Below are 16,381 nucleotides of genomic sequence, written 5' to 3'. Positions count from 1 at the left end.
TGGTTAGACTATTTATACTGTTCTTCGTCCATTACTCGTTTTTGTCTAGCTAAATATGATTCTGCCATTCCGTTCAGAAAACATCTATAACAAATTTTCAATTCGAATTCTTTGGTCCCAGTTATCGCCAAAAAATCACACTCACAACTTTTACATTCGCAACTTACCGTTTTATTTTTTTCATTATCCATCTGTCGTCACCTCATTGCTTAATAAAATTAAAATTTGATTACAATCTATAAAATAATGCCTAATCCTTTAGCATTCTCCATCACACATATAAATAGGTCTTTCACACTTGTTACAGATATAACTATATCTTGATGTTCCTACGATCTTATTTACAACTGTTTTATCAAACTCATATCCTACGGATTCATAGTCCCATTCTTGGTAGTATTCTTCCACTCGTATAATACGATCGACTACTTTCGTTAAAACCATATCAATAAAGGAAGCAATTGGTGTTTTATTAAACTGTTTTCTGTCTGGATAATCTCTTACACAGGTAATAAAACTCCACTCTAACCCTTGTAAATCCGTGAAATAACTTTTATCCTCTGCCCAATAACTAGGATCTGCTTCTAAATCTAATTCTCCATATAGACTTCCGCTTGACTCTAGATTAGTTAAATCATTAATAGTATTTTTACTAAACGGAATCAGTTTACTCCCTTCAATTGCATAATTATCTTTTAAAAATGGATATTGGATAACTGCATCTTCCCATTTTCCATTATTAATCAAATTAATTAACCCTTTATACTCTTCTTTAATAACTACCTTTCCACGTAAAGCCGTGTACTTAGTTGACATTCTTTCCATCCCCCTTCTCGACAAAATTCAAATACTATAGCAATCTATTAAATAAAATATTTATTGATCTGCTATTATTTTTTCTAACAATTCATTATCGGCTTCTCCCAAATCTAATCCTTTGCTCAAAACAGGAATACCTTGAATTTCTGCTAACAGTTTATGTAAAATGACATACTCATCAATCTTATGTGGTTCACTTTTAAAAGAGGATTCCCTTAAAAGGGAGAAAATAAACGTTTTTAAATTAAAGTTAATAAATCCGTTCTCACACAATGTATTGTATACATCTAATACCATATGCAAAACATTTTGTATCCCTACATCCTCTAAACCCAAACCATATAATTTAGCAGTAAATAGTTTTATATCATTTTTGTAATCAATACGTTTAAAATGTCCTTTTGTATATAAAATAAGTTGTTTTTCCCAATAATATAGTTCCATTTTCATCCCTACTTTCCTATAAAATTCAAATTGTATTAACTTCTATTTTCATCTAACATTTTTATACATCAATTAATTTTAACTCGACATTACGTATGATGCCGATCACATGGCTATCAAAATACTCCCATAAAACTCTCATTTTTATAAATAAAAAATGGTCCCTTACCTATAAAGGAAAGGGACCATTACTATAAATGTTTATTATTTAGCTTCAGTTCTTTTTCAATATCACATTTAGAGTTGTGAAAAGTACTTTTTTCATTATTGCAACCAAACATACAATGATTTATGACATGTACACCAAAGTTATCATAACCATGTTTTAAGTAACGACTTTCTTTTTCGCAAAGATCACATTCCCCAATTTCATCATAATCTAACGGAATTCTTATATCTTCTTTTCCTTCACACATCTAATCACCCTGCTATTTTTAATTTATCTAGAAAACTCCAGTTCTCGTTTTTCCCGTTCTAACTGGCCATGTTTTAAATCCTCTTTAACATCTAATTTTGAGTATTCGTTATGGTATACAATTTCATTTAATAAAATACTTCTTTGATCATCTGTTAAGTACTGAATTCCATACTGTTCCTGATCCTTCACCATTTGTTCCATTGGTCCAGAATAAAAATAATCCCCAATATCATATCGTTGGGGATTAATAATAGAAACTTTATCTTCTTGTGGAACTAGCACATTGTAACGTGTCTTATAATAACCTAGTTCTTCCCTTCCTGCCTCTTTATCCAGCTGCACTTCTTTTTCTAATCTTGAAATTAATTCATTTGCCTGTCCAAAAGGCATAGCTGAATTACCAGAGAGCTGATGATGTTCAGACCACTTTACCAACATTAGAGGACGTTTGACATTATTTTGTGTAGTCGGCCAATCCTCTTCGTTGATCGCAAAGAATTTTTCTTTATTCTTTCCATTAAAACGTTTAATTAGAAGATCATGTTTATCTTTAAACATTTCTGGAGCAAACTCATTTGTTATTGACCAGTTTACAAATTGCTCCTTCCCCATTTCCTCAATTCTAGCGTTGTCTATCCCCTCATAACGTACTAAGTATACTTTATTACCTGCTTGGTCATTTATACGCTCTGCTTCTATTTCTTTAGCTTTTACAAGCTCTTTCTCAATGATTTCAATAAATTCCACACTAGCTGCTCGGACCTCTTTTAATAATTTTTCTTTATTATCTAAAGTTTGATCTTTCGTCCAGTTATAGATATATTGAAGACTCTTCTCTTCTTTATCTCCGCCACCCAAACCAAAATAAGCAGAAACGGCATAGGATACCATTTCTGCTTGAAATTCTGCTTCATGTGTTTCAATATTAAAGACTTTCATTCCAGAATGAAGCTTAGCATGAGCTAATTCATGTATAAGTGTTGTAGCATTTTGCACTTCTGAATTACGATGATTTAACTCTATAGCGTTCTCCATCGGATAAAATACGCCTTTTGCAGCCCCTAAATCTGTTCTACATGGTTGTATTTTAACACCAATATGATCTGCCACTTTCTCTAATCCCTTTTGAAATACCTCATAATTATCTACCTTTCCATCTAGCCATCTATTGGGAAAAATTTTAGGTAAATCACTAGCTGGGGCATTTGTTTGACTAATATCATAAACATGCCCTATAGAGTACTTCATATAATCTGGATAACTTTTAAACTCTTTACTTTTTATTTTCTTTTTTTCATCTGGTTTTGCTTCCTTTAAAAGCTTCCAATTTCCTTCTGCATCTTGAAAACGTCCTTTAACAGGGCATGGAGTTAGAATTTTAATACCTTTCTCACCTTTTTGGACCGAATAACCTTTATCCTTCCAAAATTTAAATGAACCTACGGCACTTGCCCCTCTAAACTGATTTTGAATTAAGGAGACATTATTTGACGAGTATTGATAAAATTGTGCCATAAATTGAAGGTATTCCCTTAGATTTTCTGGTGAAAAAAAATGTCCCTCTATGGCTTTATCCATGTTCTCTGTTAAAGCTGCTACTTCTGCTTTCTGCTGCTCTGGTGTCTTTTTCTTATAAGTTGCCTTTGCCATTACTTTTGCCCCCCTGCAAATGGATTATCCGCTCTTAAAAGGGCTATATTTTCTATTTCTCTCTCATGATGAATTATTTGTTCATGAAAACCTACTAATCTTTTCTTTTCAATATCTATTTCTAACATAATTGGTTCACCTGCTGTTAATTGTTGCTCAAGGTGATCAATTGCAAAATCTCCAATTGGTATTGAAACTTTCTCGCCTCTCGTGGAAAATACCATTTCTTTTGGTGTAATTTCTTCTAACAAACAAAGTCGTCCCATTCTAATACCCCCGAGTATTAATTTGCCACTTTTTCAGTGTGTCTGCATTGTGGAAATGATGAACACCCTAAGAACATTCGTCCATCATGAGTCCGAGATACCAATACCTTTCCGCATTTCGGACACTTTCTTGTTGCTGGTTCTACTGATTTTCTTATATCTGCTGGCTTCTGTTCTGGATTTACTTGTACAATAAATTCTTGTAAAGATGATCTATCCAGTAATTTCACATCACATGCTCTTGCTAACTGTTTTGCTGATGATGTATATGTACTATTTGTGATTACCCATGCTTCATTAGCTTTATAGAAGGCTTTAGCTGCATAAATTTCTTGTATAGCTTTAATTCCTACTCTGTTCTTAAAACCATATCGTTTCGCTTGAATAACAACTTTATTTTCACCTTCAAATATTAGATCTGCCCCAAAATCATGACTACTGTTCGTGACAGCTGCCTTATATCCCAGCTTTGTAAATATAGCATCAAGAAAGAATTCAAATTGTCGTCCATCCATTTGATCAACGTCTCTGATCCCTGACTTTAAGAATATATTTTTCACTTTACGCTTTTGCATTACCTTATAAAGCATCAACAGCACAAATAATATTATGCTGTAAAAATACATATAAGGTGAAACATCTATGAGAAGCAAGTCTACACCTCCTTTTTAAAAAGAAATAATAAAAAAAGACCAACTCTATCAGTTGCTCTAGACTTAACGTGGTATTAAATTCCCTTTATCTTTCCATAGCATTTTCTAACATATTTTTTCGGAATAAGGAAAAAGCTTTATATTTATTAGGGTGTGGATTAGGTAGATCTTTAAACACCTTACTAATATCTTTTTGTAAATTATAAAACCTTTCATCTTCTTTTAACCAATCAACAGCTGTTTTTGGCTTTCCCCATTCTCTGGCCACCTGTTTAGGCTGCTTCATTGTTGCGATGCTATAAAAAAAAGAATCCATGTTTTCTTCATCTGTTAATTCAACAGCGTAGAAATGGATTCTTTTATTTGTATCTGATTTCCCTAATGGTTGTATTTTATTTATTTTAAGTACTTTATCTTCCATATGCTCATATTTGCATTCCCCTAGATCTGTAGTTAAAAAACTTAACTTTTCAGCGATAATTGCACGTTCAAAACATTTCATTGCCTCCATATGACCTGGTGATTCTTCGTTTAAAACTTCTACAAAGTTCCTCTTTTTCAAAAGCTCTTTATAATTGTTAAGTACAGCAATTTTTGTATCTAAACCTACGCTAGTTAATGGCCTTGATATTTCATCATCATCAAAAAACTCAATTCTTTCAGTCTTGATTACTCCATATACAGGAACTTTTCCTTGAGCAGAACGTTTGTAATATGTAACACTTTCTGGAACTTTAATTTCATCTGCTCTCAACTTATAATTAGTTTGCTCTGTTCTTCCTCCATGCGAAGTTATTTGAAGAATTGGTAAAGCTAGCGTTCTGTTATTCCCAGCATTTATAATAAGACCGAATCTTCTTTTTCCTGTCTGTTCCTCATTATCGTTACTTAATGCTTTTGATTTAAAAGGATAAAACACCCTTACAATATCGCCTGAATTATATATTTCCATTTGATTCACCTATTCCTTTATCTGATATAAACAACATCATTTTCATCAAAATCATCTTCATCTTCATGCATATCAATTAGTAAAAGTATTCTTCTATCCAAATCGTATCCAGTATATTTTTCTTCTGCCGCTAACTCTTTCATTGCTTGATCTAGATATTTTTGTTCGTAATCTTCAAGTTCCATTTCCTTGATAATTTGTTCTCTCTCTTTCCCTTTCCATTTATAACCCGATAAAAAATCAATTGATTTTTTGTTTTCCATGCTAAAACCCCCAATTTATTGATAAAATTATTATATCACCTTTACACTTTTACACAAGTGTAAAAGTGTAAATTTACCTTTTTTACTCTTTAAATATCCCCATATAATCCGGATAAACAAAAAACCAATGTTTCATGCCATGACTCAATTCCACTACTAGGTAAATGCTTTCGAACTTCACACAAGATTTTTGCTAACTCGTGTATTGGGTAAGCTTCTGAATGAAGCCTTGTCATAATCGCACGTTTATTACTACTGTCTAAATCAATAATTCCAGAAATTTTTTTAATCAACTCTTTAGCATCAATGGTCTTAGATTGATTCAGAAATATTACTGATTCATATAATAGGCTATATGCCATTTCCTTAAACATCTCAATCTTATATTCCAAAGGATCTACGATATGTTTTAAATCTTTATGATCAGGATGATATATAACCAGGTAATTTTTGAATACTCCCTTATAGTAGATATACTGCATTTGTATTTCTTCTATTTTTGCTAAAAATTTTAATTCATGAGTATTTATTGTATGACTTCTTACTCGTATTAACTCATTTTGCATTTTATACAAAATTTCATTCCACGTTACTATGTCTTCCTTTTCACCAAAACCAGAATAAAATTTTTGAGACAGATTATCCAATTCTTCTGTATTTATTGCGATTCTCTTCATTGTATTTCCATTTAAAAATAACCATGTAGTAAATCTAACTATTAAATTAGATACATAATACAAAGAAAAAATTACTATAAAAATTAGCGCTATAATTATTAGAATGTTCCAATGCATATCATCGAAAATCATGCTCTATGTGCCTTTCCCTTTCTATTTTTCTTCCGATTTTTCTTAAGTAACCTACCCCCTTTAATAAAAAAAGAAACAATTACATTTAAAACACATGCAACAGCTACCATGCATAACGCAAATAACCAATTATTCACTTATTCACCTCCTTTCAATTCTTACTTGTTAAACTAATAGATCGACTACGAGGTACAAAAATCTACAATATATACATCCACTTCATGATGAATAAACTTCTTACATTCATCTTTAATAATCGCTAAACATTTTTCTTTTTTTAATCCTCCTGTACCGCTACCTATAATCGGCATTGCAACCGAACTATATTTTTTCTTGATTACTAATTGTAATGCGTTATAAATTGACCGCCTAATTGAATACTCTGTTGCTTTCCACAAAGCATTAATACCAGCTACATGAATTAATGCTTTGCAATTTAAAAAGCCAGATGAAGTAATAACCGCCTCACCTAGCTTTAATAGACCTTCTTTTTTCAATTGTTTAAATGGTTCATGACCTGCCTTTTTCCTAATTGCTTTTGAAACACCAGCTTCATTTAAAAAATAACGTGGTAAAAAGTTTCTATTCCATGCATTAACTATTACATCAACTTTACTATCATATCTTGTAATATCACCATTCTTCATGAAGATCCTCATATTCAATTCACCCTTTCTTTTATATTTAATCCCAGGATAAATCCCTATCTTCTAATGAACTTAAATAAATAACACTTTGGTTTAGTCTTATAGTTTCTATTCCTTATAGTTGTTTTTCTCTTTAGCCATCTTTCGCAATCTTTGCAACCTAATTTCATTACGCTCAAAGTCCTCATCTTTTAAAGGTTTCACAAATTCAAAATTTTCATCGAAATACCAATCATTTTTATAACTAAGAAAGTGCATTTCTTTAACTTCATTCAAAGTGAAACATTCATTTTTTCGTTCATCCAAACACATATCGTATTCTTTTCCTTTAATAAAACAATGATCTGGAGTTCCATCTGTATTTCTACCTATAATAACAACATCTTTAATACATCTAACTAATAAAAACTTCATGGCCATTCTCCTTTTTATTGAGTTGTAAGTAATCCCCCTTCTGGATTTAATAAAGGTTCTATTACAACTCCACCATCCATTCCTGCATTTCGAACTACTTTTAAATATTGAACTTTTGTTTCTTCATCAGTGATAATAAAAGTATGATCATCTAATTTTTTTGTGGAAAAACGATTATTTTTTACTTCGTCACCTACATATGGTTTACCATTCGCTTGAAACAAAGGTACAATATCTAATCCACCATCAAATCCTGCATTTCGAACCACTTTTAAATATTGAACTTTTGTTTGTTTATCAATTAAAACAAGTGTATATTTATCAAGCTCTATTGCCTTGAATCTTGAATTTGAATAGTCGCTTTCTTTTGGTAATTGTGATTTAGTCCCAACAGAATTTTGTACTGTTGATTCTTTATTAGATATGTTAAAACTAGTGCATCCTCCTACCATAGAAAGTGCTATAACACATGACAATTTTATAAAAAACCTTCTATTTTTCATTAGATAATCCCCTTTTGAACGGTGTTTATAGTAAAGCTTTTGTACAAAATTCAAATTCTATTACAATAAAAAATATTGTCCTTAACAATCTTATTTTTTAAGAAAGATAAAATTATATTTTCCATATAAAAAGGAGACTTTTATATTAAAAGTCTCCTACTTAACTATATTTTCTTAAAAACAAATCAATATTTGTTGTTGAAATCACTATATAACTTTTATCTATTTGAGATTCTTTTAAAGAGTATAGCGTCATAATGGTTTGTACTAACTCTTCTTTTAAATGACTAACTTCTTTTTCTTTTAATTTAGCTGGAATATTATGAACAGCATTACTAATAAAGTACATCCATGAAGCAAAATTTTTCCCAAGTAAAGTATCTTCTCCATAGGATAAATTTCTTATGTTAAGAATTGCATCCATAAGAACACTGTATCCTAATTCAAATAAAATCTCTTCTGAAAATGAATCTAACTTATTTTTTACTTCTGGATAATGTTTTAGTTTTTTTACAACAGAATCATAACCACTTGTTAAATAAACATCGTCCTTAACATTCTTGTTTTTAAAGAAAGCTAACATTATATTTCTCCTTCTAATTTATTTAAAAGAAATTATTAGTTTAAACCTCATAATATAATTATATCTTTAAAAACAGGTACTTCCCTCTCACTATACTCCCAATAAACTCTCATTTTTATCTCTCGTATCCATTTTCAATTTGTTCTTGCAATTGTTCATATTGTCGCTGGTTCTTCCATTTTTCATATTCATTATTCATATGATAGTTCATATTTTTTAAGCTTCTCATAATGTTGGTACGTTGTTTAAAACCAGATCGTATACGTTTACCACGAGAAAAAATATTTTTCTTCTTTTGAAATTTAGCTTGTTGTTGTTCTTTTGCTACCTGCTTCATTTCTTTTAAGACAGCGTTCCCCAATCTAGTATATAAATCATTAACCTTTGTATCACCAAATTGACTATAACGTTTTTTATCTTCTTCACTCCCTCCATAAGCTTCTTTCATAATCTTCATTTCTTCTTCTAATTTCTCTTTTAATTCTTTAAACTCTTTCTTATGGTATTTCTCTATGTACATATCACTTAATTGATCTATCTTATCCCTTACATGGCTAATAGAATTATAGTTATACTGCCACTGTTTTTTATCTTCAGGTAGCTCTTTCATAATTTCGACAAACAACTTTTTCATTTTTCTTTTTTCAGAAAGCTGCACATCTTTTTTACTTTTAACAATTTTATTTCGTATTAAATCATTAATTTTTTTGTACTCTTCGCTACGATCCATAATGCTATTTACTACTTTTGATTTCATTGCATCAATTGATTTTTGTTTTCTTTTTCCTCGATGCATTCCTTTAAATCTGCCTTTTGAAATTATCCTTCCAGCACTCGGTACAGGTTCGACCATTGCTACATGAACATGAATATTATCCGTATTATAATGAATGGCTGCTGACCAAATTGCTGTATCACGTAATCGTTCTTTTGTCGTCATAACATCCATTGCTTTTCTTGTTACATCTTTTAATTTCTCTTCATCTAACGTTTTGGTTTTTGAATCATAAATACCGTGTTTCTCTAGCCATTCATTGTTAAAACTAATTACATCCTGCCATAAAACACTTTTATTATTTTGAGCCTTTTTAAAGGCTTCTTTTAATCTATTCTTACCATCTAATGAAACTACGTCTTCCTCTTTTGTAAAAAGCGAAGACGTTTTTTCCTCATTCCCCATATAATCTTGATAGGAACTAAATTCATTTCTTTCTTTTTCAATAGCATCTTTTCTTCCGATATAATCAATATAATCCCCGAATTCTTTATCTTGATTTTTACTAAAATCATTTTTGGAATATACAAATTGACTTTTAATTACTACACCAGGCGTATTCATATATTACCTCCCTAATTTGAATCACTTGTTCCTTTTTGTCTTTCTAACTTTTTCATCCGAGCATTTGAAATTTGGTCTTTAACAAACTCTTCTGCTTGTACCATGCCTTTAGACATAAACTGATTTGTTGTAGCCAATCGTTCAAATTTATTCACTGTAAAATAGTGATTTGCAAATTGTAATAACATCCTTGTATGTTTATCAGCTAGATTTGTACCAGCTCTAATTCTCCCTAAATCTTCATGAACAACTTCTTTAACTGCTCCTTTAATTTGTTCTAATAAATCATGATTTTGGTTTTGATGTTCAGCAATAATTCTTTCTAGTGCATGGCTAGGCTTGATTCCTTTTTCCTCTGCATATTCTTTTATATATGCCACCGTATTTTCGTTTAAATAATAAATCTTATCTATCTTTTTCTTAGACATATTTAAACCCCTTTCAATATTTTTATTTATTCATTTTCCAATTCAATCTCTTCAATAACTCGCAACATACGATTCATGGTTTGTGAATTTTGTTTTATGAGGATCATGTTTTGCTTTTGTAGTTCTGTAAATTTATCTTGCATATCTTTCATATCTTCTAGTACTGCAAGATTGCTAATGTATCTATGCAAAAATTCTTGTCTAGAAATCTTTTTTGCCTTTGCTTGTTCGTCAATTCGTTTCACTAAACTAGCATCAAGATCACGGATTAACACATCCATAGGGGAAACCTCCAAATTAGTAATTTTAATTGCAAGAGCATAAGGGTTTTTTGCTATCACCGAAGGTGACAGGTTAGGCAGAGCCTAACAAAAACGTGATATCATGAGAAAGAGAAATTCAATGTAGTTTCAGTGTGATTTCAATGTATTTTCAATGTACTATCCAATGTAGTTTCAATGTAATTTTTCCAATCTATTTTGAACCACAAAAATCTTTATAATGGCAAAAAAAAATTATCTGATAACTTTTTAATACAATCAAAAAATTATCAGATAATTATATTCGTAATATTTATACTTCTATCTAACTTCTAAAATCTTTTAATTTCATTCTGCTAGATTAAACTTTTTACGCTGATCTTCTAATTTCTTCTGAAGATTTTTCTCTTTTGCTTCTAGCTCTTTTATTTTGCTTTCTAGCTCTAATTTTCTCTTTTTATATTGTTCTATTTGAAGCTTTCTTTTTTGAATTTCTGATTCACTTTTTTCTTTTTCCTCCTCAGTTTGATATGCCTTATTTGCTTCAATCCTTTCAATCTCATTTACAATTTTATCTGATAATTCATCTTGTAATGGGATTGTTTTCTTTACATTTTTTATTTCTATCTTTACAGATTGTAACTCTTCTTCCGTTTCATCTTGAGCATACTCATTAGCATTTTTTCTTAATAGTTCTTTGTTTGTTTTTATCTTTCGATAATCCCCTGTTAAAACAATTTTCTTTTCTTTTAGATTATTATTTTCTTCTTTTTGAATTGTTCCACCTTCGATAGTTGTACTACTTTCAAATGAATCAATCTCTGCTTTTTCATTTACAAATAAACCTATGACCTTATATTCTTTTGGCACTTCACTGATTTGGATAACATACATATCCCCTTGATTAAACACAACTTTCGTTGGTAGTTCTTTAGCATTTCCTTTTTGTTTAGCTGTAAAAGATAATTTTGTACTTACATACGTTCCACTTTTTTCTCCTGTTTTAAGGTGAACTTGCATTATGTCTTTATCTGGGTTGTACTCCCACTTTTTTAGATAAACAGTAGTATAATTCAACCCAGGTAACGGACGATTAAATTCAGTTTGAACAATAGGATCGTCATTAAACATAAACTCTTTTGATGTTAAACAAACGGTTAAAATGAAAACAATTCCTATCATAATAGCATAGTAAATTTTATTTTGATTACTTCCAACTCTATATGCAGACAAGCGAAAGCCTCCTTTTATTTAGTGATTGGCAGATTGGCTTGGTGGAAATGGCAATAGCTGTCTTGGATCAAAAGAAGTTCCTTGCTTATAATCATTTCCTCTCCTAGCTTCAAAATGCAGATGTGTTCCAGTTGAGTCTCCTGTATTTCCTTGTATCCCAATCTGTTGTCCTTTTTTTACCTCTTGTCCAGTTGATACATTTAATCCATCCATGTGCGCATAACGTGTAAATACTCCATTAGGATGTTGAATTGTAACCATGTTTCCATACGAACTAGATAAACGAGCATCCACAACTTTTCCATCCCCTACAGCACTAACCGGTGCTCCACGATACGCCACTAAGTCTATCCCTGCATGAAGTGTTCCCCAACGACCGCCATAATCACTTGTAACAACATAATTGATTCCCACAAAGGGAAATTGAAAGTCTCCTTTCATATTTTCATCAACTTTAATTTCTCCTGCTCCTCCACCTTCTACAACCTCACATTGCATTGCTCCACCTAATTCTTGAGCAATTTTTGTAACAGTTGGAATCCAATATTTATTAAGCCCACCAGGATCATTGTCTGCCCCTACTGGTGCATATTTTCCACCAATTTGATCAATAGTTGTTAGTCCTTGTGAGATATAAAGTCTATTTAAGTTCCCTGCCATATATACAAGCCCTTCCTCCAAACTTGAGAAGGTCTGTAAGGTTTGCCAGTTCGTTTTTGGGTCCATTAATCCTCCAGGATTATTTTTATTAACAACTGCATTTGACTTCCCGTATCCCGTTTCATGAAGTGCAATTGCTGCTAATAGGACTGGATCAATCTTTGCTGATTCAGCTGCTTTCATAAATCCATCTGCATGATTAGCAAACGCTCCAGATTGATTTATTTTGGCATCAAACTTCGCACGATCAACCTGTCCTGTTAATTTACAACCAGCCCCTATAATTAATCCAGAACCCCCTCCACTTCCGCTGGAGGACTTATGAGAACTAGATATTGATATTGCTGATATGGCCCCAATAAAAAGGACTCCTAGTATTAAAACACCAGGAATCCCAAGCCATAAAAAAATCTTTTTAATTATTATTTTTTTAATATCCATTCACTATAGACCACCTTCAAAGAGGATTATTTCATCTTCGGAGGCTTCTACTGTCATTGTTAAGTTCTGTACACCTTTAATGGCTAAAACGCATTCTCCCTGCTGTAATAATGGAATTTGTCTTAGCTCACTTTCAGATAACTGACCTTGGAAAATATACCTTAATGTATCTAATGAGTTGGCATCTTGCTGTAAAACAAACTTATACTGCGTTAATTCAAATAGTGTTTTAATCTTAGTTGCTACTTCACTGTCATCTTTTTTTGTATCCGAAACATAATCTCGAATTGATTGTGAAGCAAAAAGAAGCCCACCAAAATACTTACGAGCTTCACGTGCAAATTCCAATATAAAGTCTACTGCAATTGGGTTACTAGTATTAATCGTTAAATGCGATTCATCTAAAATAACTAATAAACGTCTTATAAGATCAAAGTCAAAACCTTCTTTATAAACAGCTTTACGTTGTGGTTCACCAATTTGAATTAGGTGATCCCAAATTAGACTAAATGCATTATACATCTGAGCATTGAAAACTTTTTTCTCCAAACTACGTAATGATTTTACAGAGAAGAATACAACTTGTTCATTTGTTAAATCTTCTAAAGTTGTATGCCCGTTAAATAAATGACCATACCCATTTACAATATCATCGAGTGCTAATTCAATCTTCTCTAGACGAGCCGATCTAGAAAGAGATAATGTTGGGTTAATAATTCTTTCTTCTACATTCGAATACAGCTCTTTCTTAACGTATTCAAGTAATTGTGAGAAGATAGGATACTCTTCATTTTTTAGATTAGTTATACCTGTTGTTTTTATTTTCTCTAAGAACCCTAATGATTCATAGAATTCTCTAAGTACTTTTTTATATTCTTGAATATCTGCATCTGTAACTTGTGGAGATAACAGGCAATAGAAAGTAGCTGCCTTAGAAAGATGTTGTAAGAAAGAATGATTTTCTATTTCTGCCTTTGTTTTTTTATCTTCATCGTCTATCCTGGAACGATAAATTTGCAACGGGTTAATTAAACCTTGTGTACCATCAAGTGCTACCATTTGCCCGTTTACTTCTTTAATTAACGTCTCAAATTCTCCTGTTACATCAAATCCCCTAATAAAGTTATTTCTAATTTTATTATCTAAAAACAACTTTTTAAGAAGTGTACTTTTCCCTGAACCCATTTCTCCAATAAGTACACCGTTATAGTATCTACGTTGCTTATCTTTATGAAACAAATCAAATAACACGCTACCACCAGTAAATGTAGTACCTAAATAAGATCCTCTTGGATCACGTAATTGTGCATAATGAAAGGGAAGGCCAGCAGCTAATGTAAGCCCAGGCATTCCCTTTCCTTCTCTCTTATTAGCGTATGTAATTTGTTCTTCATACGGGCTAAACAAAGCTTTCCACTCATGCTCTTGTTCATTTAAAAGTACAGTCCCCTTGAAGCTTTGTGCCTCTAGTTCCGTTAAAACATCCCCAACACTCTTTTCTAATTCCAAAATCGTTTTTCCATGAACGTATAAACGAATTTGAGCTAACTTAATGACTTCTCCCAATTGTGATATTTGATGATATAGTTTGGTTAACTCATCATGTTTTTGAACTGCATCCAATTGAGCAATCCCTTGTTTTTCATTACTAAAGCGCATTTTTTGTTCTAACATGGACTTATTAATATTCGTCACCGACTCACTTCTCTCCATTGTAGAACCATCTGTAGCCACTATAACATTCTTCATTGTAGCTATTGTTTTCATCCACTTCGCATCTACGTTTGTAGGATAGTCCACTATGTGAATAATAGCTTCATAACCATCTCCTTTTTTTATAAAGTTATCACCAAACTTTATGCCACCTCTCGGCTGAATTTTTGCAATAAATTCTAGATCATATTTCTGCTTCTTCTCAGATTTATTTTCCCTTTGCTTCTTTTTTTCTAACATAGGAATGATATTAGCTAATTCAAACGCCATGATTAGTCCTCCTTACAATTTAGAATTTTGGTTATTTAATACACACAGCACATCTATTTTCTTTTCTTTTGTGATTCTTACTAGTGGAAAAGAATTTTTAAAATGGTTCTCTGCCATTCTACGTCTTTCTGATAATTGTTCTTTATTACTACCATAGATAAATAGGAAAAACTCCCTATCCGTTCTCTTTTCTTCTAAAAAGTTCAATTCAAATAATTTACGATCAATATATTTGTGATTAATAGGATCTTGCGTTTCTTCTCTTTTTTTTCTCCAATACTCTTGTTGGATAGATGTATTAGAAGGAAAATTTAAAGATACTTCTTTATAATCATATGCATAACTCCGCATGAACCTAACTCTTTGATAGATCATAAGCATTTCGTCCGATTCATTCAGTGTATTTAAGTCCGTAGTAGTAATTTGTAAAATATCCATAACGCCATTTTTTAAAACAATATGATTCCCCTCATACCTTACAAAAGGAAGCATGCTTAAAGTTTGGTTTGGCACTCGAACCTTTGGCTTTTTTTCTTTTTTTTCGCTCTTTATATTCTTTTTCTTTTTTGGTTTCTTTTCTTTCTTCTTTATAGAAAAAAAACCAGATTTCTCTGGTTTTTCTTCATCTGTTATTACAGGTACAACTATTGTTGGAACACCTGCAACATCATTTAATTTTTGCTCCGTACTCATTTCTCTTTTCCTCCTTATTTTCATTTGAGTATTTAGATTCATTTTCTATCGCATTAGCATCAATAGGATGATAAGTAGTTTTATTACGTTTAATTAAAAAATATAATGCAACATAGTTGCGTTTTCCTGGATTGGTGGAAGAGCTCATAACCATAAAAAGCAGAGCGCCAAACCCTACGATGTAGTAGGGAATGGCAAACCAATTATGAACAAATTCACTGCCCACATTTAAAAGGAACAATGTTCCTACACCAATAATGGATAAATCCTTTGCGTACAGCGAAAAAATTAACTTGATAGGTGATTTTATTTCTTTAGGTATTTCATAACTCAATTAGATCCTCACCTTTCCTTTATTTAATTGCTTTATAACCATAAATCTTCATGAACGCTAGGCGTTTTTTCTGCGTTATCATCTAAATGCTCACTTTCCAACACAGTTCGTTTATTATTCTCATGTAAAGCACTCTCTGTTTCTTGCTTCACATGATTTCTTTGAATTACCTCTGTCTCTTGTACAATCTCAGTCTTTTGAATAACCTTATTTTCTTGCTGAACGACTTTCTTTTGACCCATTGTTGGTGCTGTTCCTTGTACCGCTGGTACTGGTTGACTCACTGTTGGCGCTGTTCCTTGTACCGCTGGTGCTGGTTGGCTCACTGTCGGTGTTGAGCCTTGTACCGCTGGTGCTGGTTGACTCACTGTTGGCGCTGTTTCTTGTACCCTCGGTGCTGGTTGGCTCGCTGTCGGTGTTGAGCCTTGTACCGCTGCTGGTGCTGGTTGGCTCGCTGTCGGTGTTGAGCCTTGTACCGCTGGTGCTGGTTGACTCACTGTCGGTGTTGAGCTTTGTACCGCTGGTGCTGGTTGACTCACTGTTGGCACTGTTCCTTGTACCCTCGGTGCTGGTTGGCTCACTGTCGGTG

The 16,381-nt window shown here is 32.1% G+C and carries 22 protein-coding genes and 1 pseudogene; all 23 read right to left on the bottom strand.

The window, feature by feature from the left end:
• Positions 1 to 258 precede the first annotated feature (258 nt).
• Positions 259 to 816 carry a hypothetical protein gene (locus tag AB6801_RS28375; RefSeq protein WP_370941277.1) on the bottom strand — a complete coding sequence of 186 codons (558 nt, stop codon included), beginning with the start codon at positions 814 to 816 and terminating at the stop codon, positions 259 to 261.
• Between the two features lie 60 nt (positions 817 to 876).
• Positions 877 to 1,263, bottom strand: a complete 387-nt coding sequence (locus AB6801_RS28370) for a hypothetical protein (protein WP_370941276.1) — start codon at positions 1,261 to 1,263, stop codon at positions 877 to 879.
• A gap of 191 nt (positions 1,264 to 1,454) precedes the next feature.
• Complete coding sequence (locus AB6801_RS28365) at positions 1,455 to 1,679, bottom strand: hypothetical protein (RefSeq protein ID WP_370941275.1); 225 nt, start codon at positions 1,677 to 1,679, stop codon at positions 1,455 to 1,457.
• Between the two features lie 23 nt (positions 1,680 to 1,702).
• A complete protein-coding gene (locus AB6801_RS28360; protein ID WP_370941274.1) occupies positions 1,703 to 3,331 on the bottom strand; it encodes an LPD25 domain-containing protein in 1,629 nt (542 codons plus the stop codon).
• Positions 3,331 to 3,597, bottom strand: coding sequence for a hypothetical protein (locus AB6801_RS28355; protein WP_370941273.1), 267 nt, complete (start codon positions 3,595 to 3,597; stop codon positions 3,331 to 3,333). The genes AB6801_RS28360 and AB6801_RS28355 overlap by 1 nt, the downstream gene beginning before the upstream one ends.
• Positions 3,598 to 3,614: 17 nt before the next feature.
• Positions 3,615 to 4,223, bottom strand: coding sequence for a restriction endonuclease (locus AB6801_RS28350; RefSeq protein ID WP_370941339.1), 609 nt, complete (start codon positions 4,221 to 4,223; stop codon positions 3,615 to 3,617).
• 112 nt (positions 4,224 to 4,335) lie between these two features.
• A complete protein-coding gene (locus AB6801_RS28345) occupies positions 4,336 to 5,202 on the bottom strand; it encodes a hypothetical protein (RefSeq protein ID WP_370941272.1) in 867 nt (288 codons plus the stop codon).
• 17 nt (positions 5,203 to 5,219) lie between these two features.
• On the bottom strand, positions 5,220 to 5,465 hold the full coding sequence (locus AB6801_RS28340) for a hypothetical protein (RefSeq protein ID WP_370941271.1): 246 nt from the start codon (positions 5,463 to 5,465) through the stop codon (positions 5,220 to 5,222).
• Positions 5,466 to 5,554: 89 nt separating this feature from the next.
• Positions 5,555 to 6,142: a hypothetical protein gene (locus AB6801_RS28335; protein WP_370941270.1), complete on the bottom strand. Its 588-nt coding sequence runs from the start codon at positions 6,140 to 6,142 to the stop codon at positions 5,555 to 5,557.
• Positions 6,143 to 6,270: 128 nt separating this feature from the next.
• Complete coding sequence (locus AB6801_RS28330; protein WP_158080535.1) at positions 6,271 to 6,411, bottom strand: hypothetical protein; 141 nt, start codon at positions 6,409 to 6,411, stop codon at positions 6,271 to 6,273.
• Between the two features lie 45 nt (positions 6,412 to 6,456).
• On the bottom strand, positions 6,457 to 6,933 hold the full coding sequence (locus AB6801_RS28325) for a macro domain-containing protein (RefSeq protein ID WP_370941269.1): 477 nt from the start codon (positions 6,931 to 6,933) through the stop codon (positions 6,457 to 6,459).
• A gap of 96 nt (positions 6,934 to 7,029) precedes the next feature.
• Complete coding sequence (locus AB6801_RS28320) at positions 7,030 to 7,335, bottom strand: hypothetical protein (protein WP_370941268.1); 306 nt, start codon at positions 7,333 to 7,335, stop codon at positions 7,030 to 7,032.
• Positions 7,336 to 7,349: 14 nt separating this feature from the next.
• Positions 7,350 to 7,838, bottom strand: coding sequence for a hypothetical protein (locus tag AB6801_RS28315; protein WP_370941267.1), 489 nt, complete (start codon positions 7,836 to 7,838; stop codon positions 7,350 to 7,352).
• A 160-nt stretch (positions 7,839 to 7,998) separates the two neighbouring features.
• Positions 7,999 to 8,421, bottom strand: coding sequence for a hypothetical protein (locus AB6801_RS28310; protein WP_370941266.1), 423 nt, complete (start codon positions 8,419 to 8,421; stop codon positions 7,999 to 8,001).
• A gap of 115 nt (positions 8,422 to 8,536) precedes the next feature.
• Entirely contained in the window at positions 8,537 to 9,760 is a 1,224-nt protein-coding gene (mobP2, locus tag AB6801_RS28305) for a MobP2 family relaxase (RefSeq protein ID WP_370941265.1), read from the bottom strand.
• Between the two features lie 11 nt (positions 9,761 to 9,771).
• Positions 9,772 to 10,188, bottom strand: a complete 417-nt coding sequence (locus AB6801_RS28300) for a hypothetical protein (RefSeq protein WP_370941264.1) — start codon at positions 10,186 to 10,188, stop codon at positions 9,772 to 9,774.
• A gap of 26 nt (positions 10,189 to 10,214) precedes the next feature.
• Positions 10,215 to 10,469, bottom strand: coding sequence for a hypothetical protein (locus AB6801_RS28295; protein ID WP_098769968.1), 255 nt, complete (start codon positions 10,467 to 10,469; stop codon positions 10,215 to 10,217).
• A gap of 327 nt (positions 10,470 to 10,796) precedes the next feature.
• Positions 10,797 to 11,681, bottom strand: a complete 885-nt coding sequence (locus tag AB6801_RS28290; RefSeq protein WP_370941263.1) for a hypothetical protein — start codon at positions 11,679 to 11,681, stop codon at positions 10,797 to 10,799.
• An 18-nt stretch (positions 11,682 to 11,699) separates the two neighbouring features.
• Positions 11,700 to 12,782: a peptidoglycan DD-metalloendopeptidase family protein gene (locus AB6801_RS28285; RefSeq protein WP_370941262.1), complete on the bottom strand. Its 1,083-nt coding sequence runs from the start codon at positions 12,780 to 12,782 to the stop codon at positions 11,700 to 11,702.
• Between the two features lie 3 nt (positions 12,783 to 12,785).
• Positions 12,786 to 14,765 (bottom strand): VirB4 family type IV secretion system protein, encoded by a 1,980-nt coding sequence (locus AB6801_RS28280; RefSeq protein ID WP_370941261.1) that lies wholly within the window; start codon positions 14,763 to 14,765, stop codon positions 12,786 to 12,788.
• A gap of 12 nt (positions 14,766 to 14,777) precedes the next feature.
• Positions 14,778 to 15,458, bottom strand: a complete 681-nt coding sequence (locus tag AB6801_RS28275) for a hypothetical protein (protein ID WP_370941260.1) — start codon at positions 15,456 to 15,458, stop codon at positions 14,778 to 14,780.
• Positions 15,433 to 15,792 carry a DUF5592 family protein gene (locus AB6801_RS28270; protein WP_000119567.1) on the bottom strand — a complete coding sequence of 120 codons (360 nt, stop codon included), beginning with the start codon at positions 15,790 to 15,792 and terminating at the stop codon, positions 15,433 to 15,435. Before AB6801_RS28270 ends, AB6801_RS28275 begins: the two co-directional genes overlap by 26 nt.
• A 32-nt stretch (positions 15,793 to 15,824) precedes the next feature.
• A pseudogene (locus AB6801_RS28265) lies at positions 15,825 to 16,381 on the bottom strand (hypothetical protein); the annotation flags it as partial.

This window comes from Bacillus sp. RCC_6_1, assembly GCF_041360755.1.
Classification (GTDB): Bacteria; Bacillota; Bacilli; order Bacillales; family Bacillaceae_G; genus Bacillus_A; species Bacillus_A cereus.
Note: the sequence above shows the minus strand (reverse complement) of the source record. Positions and strands in the feature narration are given on the sequence as shown.

Bases quoted from the DNA above. Each gene is read 5' to 3' on its own strand.
- AB6801_RS28375 (WP_370941277.1), bottom strand. From the start codon at position 816: ATGTCAACTAAGTACACGGCTTTACGTGGAAAGGTAGTTATTAAAGAA.
- AB6801_RS28370 (WP_370941276.1), bottom strand. From the start codon at position 1,263: ATGGAACTATATTATTGGGAAAAACAACTTATTTTATATACAAAAGGA.
- AB6801_RS28365 (WP_370941275.1), bottom strand. From the start codon at position 1,679: ATGTGTGAAGGAAAAGAAGATATAAGAATTCCGTTAGATTATGATGAA.
- AB6801_RS28360 (WP_370941274.1), bottom strand. From the start codon at position 3,331: ATGGCAAAGGCAACTTATAAGAAAAAGACACCAGAGCAGCAGAAAGCA.
- AB6801_RS28355 (WP_370941273.1), bottom strand. From the start codon at position 3,597: ATGGGACGACTTTGTTTGTTAGAAGAAATTACACCAAAAGAAATGGTA.
- AB6801_RS28350 (WP_370941339.1), bottom strand. From the start codon at position 4,223: ATGTATTTTTACAGCATAATATTATTTGTGCTGTTGATGCTTTATAAG.
- AB6801_RS28345 (WP_370941272.1), bottom strand. From the start codon at position 5,202: ATGGAAATATATAATTCAGGCGATATTGTAAGGGTGTTTTATCCTTTT.
- AB6801_RS28340 (WP_370941271.1), bottom strand. From the start codon at position 5,465: ATGGAAAACAAAAAATCAATTGATTTTTTATCGGGTTATAAATGGAAA.
- AB6801_RS28335 (WP_370941270.1), bottom strand. From the start codon at position 6,142: ATGAAGAGAATCGCAATAAATACAGAAGAATTGGATAATCTGTCTCAA.
- AB6801_RS28325 (WP_370941269.1), bottom strand. From the start codon at position 6,933: ATGAGGATCTTCATGAAGAATGGTGATATTACAAGATATGATAGTAAA.
- AB6801_RS28320 (WP_370941268.1), bottom strand. From the start codon at position 7,335: ATGAAGTTTTTATTAGTTAGATGTATTAAAGATGTTGTTATTATAGGT.
- AB6801_RS28315 (WP_370941267.1), bottom strand. From the start codon at position 7,838: ATGAAAAATAGAAGGTTTTTTATAAAATTGTCATGTGTTATAGCACTT.
- AB6801_RS28310 (WP_370941266.1), bottom strand. From the start codon at position 8,421: ATGTTAGCTTTCTTTAAAAACAAGAATGTTAAGGACGATGTTTATTTA.
- mobP2 (WP_370941265.1), bottom strand. From the start codon at position 9,760: ATGAATACGCCTGGTGTAGTAATTAAAAGTCAATTTGTATATTCCAAA.
- AB6801_RS28300 (WP_370941264.1), bottom strand. From the start codon at position 10,188: ATGTCTAAGAAAAAGATAGATAAGATTTATTATTTAAACGAAAATACG.
- AB6801_RS28295 (WP_098769968.1), bottom strand. From the start codon at position 10,469: ATGGATGTGTTAATCCGTGATCTTGATGCTAGTTTAGTGAAACGAATT.
- AB6801_RS28285 (WP_370941262.1), bottom strand. From the start codon at position 12,782: ATGGATATTAAAAAAATAATAATTAAAAAGATTTTTTTATGGCTTGGG.
- AB6801_RS28280 (WP_370941261.1), bottom strand. From the start codon at position 14,765: ATGGCGTTTGAATTAGCTAATATCATTCCTATGTTAGAAAAAAAGAAG.
- AB6801_RS28275 (WP_370941260.1), bottom strand. From the start codon at position 15,458: ATGAGTACGGAGCAAAAATTAAATGATGTTGCAGGTGTTCCAACAATA.